The sequence below is a fragment of the Bellilinea sp. genome, from assembly GCF_034432615.1.
Taxonomy (GTDB): domain Bacteria; phylum Chloroflexota; class Anaerolineae; order Anaerolineales; family Anaerolineaceae; genus Bellilinea.
In genome coordinates this window covers 1-5,058 of sequence record NZ_DAOUBL010000366.1, presented here as the reverse complement: position 1 = coordinate 5,058, position 5,058 = coordinate 1, and the positions used below count along the sequence as shown (strand labels likewise).

The window sequence follows — 5,058 nt, the reverse complement described above, 5'->3', positions numbered from 1 at the left end:
TTCTACTTTGCCATGGATTACGATTTATGGGTGCGGCTGGCGCGTGAAGCGCCAATTGTCTACCTCCCGCGCGTGTGGGCTAACTTCCGCCTGCATTCGGATGCCAAAACCATTGCTGCCGATGATCGCTGCTGGCCGGAGATGCTGCGGGTGCATTACCGCGATGGCGGTTCGCCGTTTTCGATGATTGTGCTTAAGTACTGGATTAGAAAATTGGCTGCACCTTATATCAACTGGCGAAGACGGCGCATGTTCCGGCTATAATGGTAAGTGGAGGTGGCCCATGGCTCGAAAAACCTCGTCCCCGTCAGGCCGTTACTCGCCCGGCTTTTTTGGCGAAATTGCGCTGCGCATCAAACTGGTGTTGCGTTTACTGGCTGATCCGCGCGTCAACATCTTTGTCAAGCTGATCCCCTTTGCTTCCTTCATCTACTTTTTTCTGCCGGATCTGGTGATCGGGCCGCTGGATGATGCGGCGGTGCTGGGGATTGCCTTCAGTCTGTTTGTTGAGCTGTGTCCGCCGGAGGTGGTTGAAGAACACCTGCAGCAACTGCGGGCGGAAGCACAACGGCGGTCTTCCTCTCCGACAGACCGCAAAGCCATCGAGGAGGACATCATCGAAGGTGAGTATTACGAGATTAAGGATGTAAACATTCACGAAAACGGACACAAAGAGGAGAAAGAGAAGCGATGAAGGTTCGTTCCCTGCTGGTGTTACGGCTGAGTCTGGCCGTAACGCTGTTCAGTTTAATCGCAGCGGCCTGCAGCCCAGGCCCGCAGATCACCCCACCCGCTACATTAATGCCCACTTCTCCACCGCTACAGCCGAGCATTCCACCCGAAGCGGCCTCTTCACCAGCACCGGAAGAAGCTCCAGCCGTCGAGGATACGGCAGTCCTTTCCCCAACCGCAACCGCTGCTTTGGTCAGCGTTACGGCCTTTCCGCCTGCTGCGGCTTTTGATTGGAAGTTGATCGCCGGCGGTTTGCGCCGCCCGACCGATTTAGCCGATCCAAATGATGGCAGCGGCCGATTACTGGTGCTGGAACAGCCCGGCTTGATCCGCGTGATTGCGGACGGGCAGCTGCAGGAGCGCGCTTTTCTGGATCTGACCGATCGGGTTGGCGCAAATTCTTCTGAACAGGGTTTGCTGGGGATTGCTCTCGACCCGGATTACGCCGAGAACGGCATTTTTTATCTGAATTACACCGACAAAAACGGCAACACGGTGGTTTCCCGCTTTCAGCGCGCGGCGGATGGTCAGCGCGGCGACCCGCAATCCGAGCAGGTGCTGCTTTATGTGGAGCAACCTTACGCCAATCACAACGGGGGTGATCTGGAATTTGGCCCGGATGGTTTTCTCTACATTGGGCTGGGGGACGGTGGTTCAGCCGGAGACCCGCAGCGCCGTGCGCAGAACAACCAGACTCTCTTGGGTAAGATGCTGCGCGTTGATGTGCGCGGTCAGGCTGCTTACGCCATCCCTGCCGATAATCCGTTTGCCACTGGCAGCAATGGACGGCAGGAAATCTGGGCAAACGGCCTGCGCAACCCGTGGCGCTACACCTTCGACCGCCTGACCGGCGACCTGTACATTGCCGATGTGGGGCAGAACAAGTACGAGGAAATCAACTTTGTGCCGGCGGGCAGCCCGCCGGGGTTGAATTTTGGCTGGCACTACCGCGAGGCTACCCACCCGTTTGCCGATACACCCCCGGCCAGTTTGCAGTTGTACGATCCGGTGCATGAATACGGGCGCAATGACGGCTGCTCGGTGACCGGCGGGTATGTCTATCGCGGCAATCAGTTGCCGGAGTTTTACGGGGTTTACCTGTTCGGCGATTACTGTAACGGCTTTGTGTGGGGAATGCTGCGAGACTCGGGCGGTAACTGGCTGGTCGAGCGTCTCTTCCAACTGGGCGCCAACATCAGTTCATTTGGTGAGGACGCGCAGGGTGAGTTGTATTTGCTGGACCACCGTTCCGGCAGTGTGTATCAGCTGGTGCGGCGGTAAAAGAAGGATGAAAATCCAACCGAATGGGTAAAAATCATCCTGTTCAAATGACCTGTTTTGCGCTATGCTAAATAAAAGGATTATCGGAGGTGTGTGATGGCTGATAAGCGTTGGGAGACAATTCGTGTGCAGTTTTGCGACCATGCCGGATGCGAGGTGCGGCTGGAAGCCGAGCTGGTGTACCCGGCTGAATTTTTGCCCGATCAACCGCCGCGCCTGGTTTCCAAACGCTGTTCGCGCGGTCTGGAATGCAATATGTGGAACAACATGACCTGCGTTTGGGCGGGCACCAACCCAATGTACGATCCGTTTGAGAAGTGAACCCCCTTTGAAGTTTTGAAGCGGGGCAGACTTGTGATTTGAAAAATCTCATCCAGTTTCACTCAGCGGGGTAAAAACCCCGCTGTTTTTTATTCATCTGCCCAAGGCTCAGAAATATTTTAATCAAGTATAATTTCAGTATCATGACAAATCGTTCCAGCGATTGGTTCAAACAAGCCGAGAGCGATCTGCCTGGTTATCCGAACGGACATCCGAGCGGCGCCCCGTTTGAACATTATGGTTCTCTCCAAAGTTCGCAGGCAATCGAATATGCCCGTGAGATCCTTGAATTCGTCCGTACTCAAATGGCCTGATGCTCAAACGGTTCTCGCCGCAGTGCGGGAGTGGGCCGAAACGCTTGCCAGCCGGCATCCCTCGATCCAAAAGATTGGCTGTTTCGGCTCCTATGCGCGAGGTGACTGGGGGGTTGGCAGTGATTTGGACCTTTTGATGGTGGTTACTCACACCGACTTGCCTTTTGAACAACGCGCCCTTTCGTTCGATGCAACCGCTTTGCCGGTAGCGGCGGATGTGGTGGTTTATACGCTGGATGAGTGGCAAAATTTGCAGAAAAAGTCGGCTTCGGTTCGGAAAATTGCTGCTGAAGTTTACTGGGTATTCCAAAGATCTGAGGAAACAATCGAATAAAGCATGGATCTCTCAACATCGCTGACATTACCGGCATTAATTTTTCTGGCTGCAATTTTATATGCTTCCGTTGGACATGGAGGCGCATCGGGCTATCTGGCGGTGATGGCGCTGTTCGGGGTTGCCCCGGCGGTGATGAAACCGACTGCGCTGACGCTGAACATCCTCGTTTCGCTGATTGCGCTGATTAAATTTTACCGGGCGGGGTGTTTCTCGTGGCGGTTGTTCCTTCCGTTCGCCTTGACTTCGGTGCCGCTGGCTTTTGTGGGAGGCAGCATTGTACTGCCGACTACTCTGTATAAACCAATTGTGGGGGTTGTGTTGATTTATGCAGCGGTACGGCTCTTCTTCAGCGCAGGCAAACCTCAGGCAGCCGAACCGCGCGCGATCAACATCCCCCTTGCGGTGTTCTTTGGGGCTGTGATTGGTCTGCTTTCCGGCCTGACCGGCGTGGGCGGGGGAATTTTTCTCAGTCCATTGCTGGTGTTTCTGCGCTGGGCAGATGTGCGCCAGACCGGCGGGGTGGCGGCAGCGTTTATTCTGGTCAACTCGATTTCCGGGCTGCTCGGTCACTTTTCCGCCGTTTCGGAACTTCCTTCGTTTATCCCGGTGTGGGCGGTGGCGGCTGTGGCGGGCGGCTGGCTTGGAGCTGAGTTCGGCAGCCGCCGGCTGGGTAACCCGGCTCTGCGCCGTTTACTGGCTGCGGTACTGGTCATCGCCGGCTTGAAAATGATTTTGGGTTGAGGAATAATTGCCGAACCCTATACGATGGGTATTGCCCCGCCCTGCTTTTCGATAGAATGAAATCAGGTCATTCCAATTCGAGGAGCAAATGAAATGAAAACGGTGCGGCGGATATTGGTTGCAGTGTTGGGTATTGTGGTTGGGTTTGCGGCCCTGCTGGTCGGGTCGGTGCTGGTGGATATGGCGCTTGGCGCAAACCGGCTGGAAGCCGTTACCAATACTACCATTCCCGCTGCCGGCACGGGGCCGGATGTACGCGCCTATGTCGCAGCTCCGCCGGGCGAGGGCCCGTTTCCGGCAGTGATCATGATTCACGAGTTCTACGGCTTGAATCAGAGCATTGTCGGAAAAGCTCAGGGACTGGCTGAAGAGGGATATGTGGTGGTTGCGCCGGATACCTTCCGCGGCTCGACTACCAGCTGGATTCCACGCGCCATCTTCCAGGTGATTACCACTCCGCCGGAACAGGTCAACCAGGATTTGGATAGTGTGTTTGCGTGGCTGGCGGCCCAGCCCAACGTCCGCGCTGACCGGATTGCCATCATGGGCTTTTGCTACGGCGGGAGAACTTCGCTGCTGTACAGCCTGCACAACCCCAATTTGGCTGCCACAGCCATCTTTTACGGGTCGCTGGTTACCGATACAAACGTGCTCAAACAACTGCCCGGCCCGGTTTTGGGTATTTTCGGCGGGGCCGATCAATCCATTCCGCTGGAAGAAGTACGCGCCTTTGAGTCGGCCTTGCAGCAAGCCGGCGTGCCGCACGAAATCACCATTTACGAGGGCCAGCCGCATGCTTTTGTGACCGACATAGAATCCATCCGCGCCGGGGGTGTGCAGGGCCAGGCCTGGGCGCAGCTGCTGAGCTTTCTGGATCGCAGTCTGCGCGGCGAGAGTGCCTATCAGCCACTGGCTGCCGACCTACCGGTCAAAGCCGGATTCGACTGGCATTATTACTGGATGCTGGTCTATGAACACGCTTTTGGTTCGGCAGCACACCATCATTAGAAGAGCGGCCAGAACAGCGGCAGGAAAATTAAAATGGCGATCAGAAGAACCAGGTTGAGGGGAGCGCCGACTTTGGTGTAATCGGTGAAGCGATAACCGCCCGGTTCCATGACCAGAATGTTGGATTGATGTCCAACCGGGGTGAGGAAGCTGGTTGAAGCACCAATCACAACCGTCAGAACAAAGGGACGCGGGTCTGCGCCAAGGCTTAATGCTACGTCAATGCTGATTGGCGCAATCAGCACGGTGGCGGCAGCGTTGGACATGGGTTCGGTAATTAAGGATGCCAGGATGTAAATGCCGGCCAGCACAGCCAGCGGGCCG

7 protein-coding genes and 1 pseudogene are annotated in these 5,058 nt (G+C 56.0%); 7 read left to right on the top strand and 1 reads right to left on the bottom strand.

What is annotated here, in order from left to right; translation table 11 throughout:
* The 7 genes and pseudogenes from VAE48_RS16325 to VAE48_RS16295 form a co-directional block, all read left to right on the top strand.
* Nucleotides 1–264: pseudogene (locus VAE48_RS16325) on the top strand (hypothetical protein); the annotation flags it as partial.
* Nucleotides 265–283: 19 nt separating this feature from the next.
* Nucleotides 284–694: a hypothetical protein gene (locus tag VAE48_RS16320; protein ID WP_322794399.1), complete on the top strand. Its 411-nt coding sequence runs from the start codon at nucleotides 284–286 to the stop codon at nucleotides 692–694.
* Nucleotides 691–2,013 (top strand): PQQ-dependent sugar dehydrogenase, encoded by a 1,323-nt coding sequence (locus tag VAE48_RS16315; RefSeq protein WP_322794398.1) that lies wholly within the window; start codon nucleotides 691–693, stop codon nucleotides 2,011–2,013. Before VAE48_RS16320 ends, VAE48_RS16315 begins: the two co-directional genes overlap by 4 nt.
* A gap of 96 nt (nucleotides 2,014–2,109) precedes the next feature.
* Nucleotides 2,110–2,334 carry a hypothetical protein gene (locus VAE48_RS16310; RefSeq protein ID WP_322794397.1) on the top strand — a complete coding sequence of 75 codons (225 nt, stop codon included), beginning with the start codon at nucleotides 2,110–2,112 and terminating at the stop codon, nucleotides 2,332–2,334.
* Nucleotides 2,335–2,604: 270 nt separating this feature from the next.
* Nucleotides 2,605–2,982: a nucleotidyltransferase domain-containing protein gene (locus tag VAE48_RS16305; protein ID WP_322794396.1), complete on the top strand. Its 378-nt coding sequence runs from the start codon at nucleotides 2,605–2,607 to the stop codon at nucleotides 2,980–2,982.
* 3 nt (nucleotides 2,983–2,985) lie between these two features.
* Nucleotides 2,986–3,726 (top strand): sulfite exporter TauE/SafE family protein, encoded by a 741-nt coding sequence (locus tag VAE48_RS16300; RefSeq protein WP_322794395.1) that lies wholly within the window; start codon nucleotides 2,986–2,988, stop codon nucleotides 3,724–3,726.
* A gap of 93 nt (nucleotides 3,727–3,819) precedes the next feature.
* Nucleotides 3,820–4,734, top strand: coding sequence for a dienelactone hydrolase family protein (locus VAE48_RS16295; RefSeq protein ID WP_322794394.1), 915 nt, complete (start codon nucleotides 3,820–3,822; stop codon nucleotides 4,732–4,734).
* Here the strand turns inward: VAE48_RS16295 and VAE48_RS16290 are convergent.
* Nucleotides 4,731–5,058, bottom strand: a 328-nt coding sequence (locus VAE48_RS16290) for an SLC13 family permease (protein WP_322794393.1), incomplete at its 5' end; no start/stop codon positions are given. The two genes, VAE48_RS16295 and VAE48_RS16290, sit on opposite strands and share 4 nt — an antisense overlap.

Bases quoted from the DNA above. Each gene is read 5' to 3' on its own strand.
- VAE48_RS16320 (WP_322794399.1), top strand. From the start codon at position 284: ATGGCTCGAAAAACCTCGTCCCCGTCAGGCCGTTACTCGCCCGGCTTT.
- VAE48_RS16295 (WP_322794394.1), top strand. From the start codon at position 3,820: ATGAAAACGGTGCGGCGGATATTGGTTGCAGTGTTGGGTATTGTGGTT.
- VAE48_RS16310 (WP_322794397.1), top strand. From the start codon at position 2,110: ATGGCTGATAAGCGTTGGGAGACAATTCGTGTGCAGTTTTGCGACCAT.
- VAE48_RS16305 (WP_322794396.1), top strand. From the start codon at position 2,605: ATGCCCGTGAGATCCTTGAATTCGTCCGTACTCAAATGGCCTGATGCT.
- VAE48_RS16315 (WP_322794398.1), top strand. From the start codon at position 691: ATGAAGGTTCGTTCCCTGCTGGTGTTACGGCTGAGTCTGGCCGTAACG.
- VAE48_RS16300 (WP_322794395.1), top strand. From the start codon at position 2,986: ATGGATCTCTCAACATCGCTGACATTACCGGCATTAATTTTTCTGGCT.